4 protein-coding genes are annotated in these 1,977 nt (G+C 62.3%); 2 read left to right on the top strand and 2 right to left on the bottom strand.

Going from position 1 to position 1,977, the window contains the following annotated elements:
- The first annotated feature begins 113 nt into the window (after window positions 1–113).
- Together I6U14_RS17510 and I6U14_RS17505 are read left to right on the top strand one after the other, a co-directional pair.
- The gene (locus tag I6U14_RS17510; RefSeq protein WP_296901080.1) at window positions 114–326 is read left to right on the top strand and encodes a hypothetical protein; all 213 of its coding nucleotides are present in this window, start codon (window positions 114–116) and stop codon (window positions 324–326) included.
- A 178-nt stretch (window positions 327–504) separates the two neighbouring features.
- The gene (locus I6U14_RS17505) at window positions 505–843 is read left to right on the top strand and encodes a P-II family nitrogen regulator (protein ID WP_296901079.1); all 339 of its coding nucleotides are present in this window, start codon (window positions 505–507) and stop codon (window positions 841–843) included.
- A 68-nt stretch (window positions 844–911) separates the two neighbouring features.
- Here the strand turns inward: I6U14_RS17505 and I6U14_RS17500 are convergent, their stop codons facing one another.
- Window positions 912–1,037: a hypothetical protein gene (locus I6U14_RS17500; protein ID WP_296901078.1), complete on the bottom strand. Its 126-nt coding sequence runs from the start codon at window positions 1,035–1,037 to the stop codon at window positions 912–914.
- Window positions 1,038–1,316: 279 nt separating this feature from the next.
- Window positions 1,317–1,505 carry a hypothetical protein gene (locus I6U14_RS17495; protein WP_296901076.1) on the bottom strand — a complete coding sequence of 63 codons (189 nt, stop codon included), beginning with the start codon at window positions 1,503–1,505 and terminating at the stop codon, window positions 1,317–1,319.
- Between the last annotated feature and the right edge of the window lie 472 nt (window positions 1,506–1,977).

The raw sequence follows: 1,977 nt of genomic DNA, 5'->3' as shown, positions 1-1,977 counted from the left end.
GGGGTGACACCCGATTTGGATAGGCCGGGCAGCCAGAGCGCGGCCCGCGCCGCTCGCGCCTGATGATGACGAAACCAGCGCCTTGCAGCGCGCTCTCCAGGAGGCCTTCCGCTATGGCAACAGCAACAGTCACTCTCAACGCGGCAACCGCCGAGCGTCTCATAGTGCTCTTGGACGACCTCCTGCTCGACCAACCGGTCACGCATCCTTCCGAACAACTGCAGGCCTGGCGTGATGAGCTGCACGAGACGCTCCGGGTCCAGACCCCTTCCAACTGGGCGCCGGGACAACTGTACCGGGCGTTGGGGCTCGGCTGGAGCGCGTAACGGCGCTTGCCTAGCGGCCCCACTTGCTTACCGGCGGCACCGCTCTCGTGTGTTGATGTCGTTGGTCGGGTGTATTTGCGCCGTGAGCCAAAGAATCGGAGCGGTAATATGGACGCCGATGAACCAGGAAACCTTATACTCGTCGCATCCCCTGCCCTAGTCCCGACGGGAGGACCGCATGAAAAGGGTCGAAGCCATCATCAAGCCGTTCAAGCTCGAAGACGTCCGCGACGCCTTGTCCCGGGCCGGCGTTGCGGGCATTACCGCGATCGACGCCAAGGGCTTCGGCCGCCAAAAAGGGCATTCTGAGCTCTACCGCGGGGCCGAGTACGTTGTGGATTTCCTGCCCAAGGTCAAGCTTGAGCTGGTGGTCGCCGACGATGACCTCGATGTCTGTGTCGATGCCGTCATCAAGGCTGCACGCACTGGCAAGATCGGTGATGGCAAGATCTTTATCAGCACCATCGACCGAGTCGTGCGCATTCGCACCGGCGAGGAGAACGAGGCCGCTGTCTGACAGGGCGAGGCGCCGATCCGACGTCCACCAGCGCCCCGGCCCTTGCCACGGATTAATGGGGAAATTGGTCAAGGCACCAGCACACCGGCCGCAAGAGCGCGCTCGTCTTGCGGCTCGTCCCCGGTGACGGACCAGGGTCGGTCCACCCGCCGCAGGCGGTGCAGCGCAAACGCACGGGTATCCGGCATCTTCATGCCCGGCGGCACCCGCGTGCCCTGTTCGACTGCCGCGGAGTGGCCACAGCAGCGCAGAATGTCATGCGGTCGCGCTGCTCGGGTGGGTCGATTTGCCATCGCGAGCACCGGTGTCGACCCCATAGTGCGGGTGACAGCGGAGCCGCCTGGGCGGGTAAAACAGCGCTGCAGTCGAGCCAACCCCCGCCCGGCTTACCCGTCATCGCGCAGGATATCCAACCTTGCCATTGATTCGCGCGCCAGTCGTCGCGCCCGTCAGCGTCAGGCAGACTGCCTTGCTCACGCTGCGCGCCGCCAGGTCTCGCAGTCGTCCACCAACAGCACCAGCTCGCCGACGGTGATGTCTCGCAGGTGGATGCCGGTCGCCGCCATGTAGGTATTCAGCCGCAACAGAAAGTTGGCCGCGTCAAACTGTTCCGGCTTGGCGATCTCCAATGCTGCCTGCGTCAGGGTAGCAAGTGCGCTCATCAGAGCCCCCATTGACATCGTCCACTCTCAGAATAGTACCCAGTCGATCTTGGCGCTGAGCAGCCCCGCACAGGTGCGCCGTTCGTCGGCTACATCAGGTGTATGAACGGTCTCTAGTAAGCCCCAGATGTGCTGCACTCGCCGCGCTGTTGCGTTGCAGCATTCAGACACTTAGCCGCATCACCTCAGACCGCTTGGAGTTGATCCCGCGCAATTCGTTACGGATATGAGTGAAAACCGGGACATCCACATGACCTGTGGATAACCCTGTGGATGAGTCTCGGGCGGTCCCGGCGGCTCAATGGCTTGTGGCGCTCTTGTTAGATTGACCAATTTTTGGTCAATCGATTTTTGTCTGCAATTCAGTGCGCTACGGAATATTACCGAATGCTGACCATGGCATGCGTGGAACGCGCTTGCCGCTCGGTGTCAAGCGTCGGTTGTGCATAACTCCTTGCCGGCCCTGTCCAGG

The organism is Thiohalocapsa sp., assembly GCF_019695415.1.
Taxonomy (GTDB): Bacteria; Pseudomonadota; Gammaproteobacteria; order Chromatiales; family Chromatiaceae; genus Thiohalocapsa.
The sequence above is the reverse complement of the archived record's forward strand: the minus strand, read 5'-3'. Positions and strand labels throughout refer to the sequence as shown.

Bases quoted from the DNA above. Each gene is read 5' to 3' on its own strand.
- I6U14_RS17510 (WP_296901080.1), top strand. From the start codon at position 114: ATGGCAACAGCAACAGTCACTCTCAACGCGGCAACCGCCGAGCGTCTC.
- I6U14_RS17505 (WP_296901079.1), top strand. From the start codon at position 505: ATGAAAAGGGTCGAAGCCATCATCAAGCCGTTCAAGCTCGAAGACGTC.
- I6U14_RS17500 (WP_296901078.1), bottom strand. From the start codon at position 1,037: ATGAAGATGCCGGATACCCGTGCGTTTGCGCTGCACCGCCTGCGGCGG.
- I6U14_RS17495 (WP_296901076.1), bottom strand. From the start codon at position 1,505: ATGAGCGCACTTGCTACCCTGACGCAGGCAGCATTGGAGATCGCCAAG.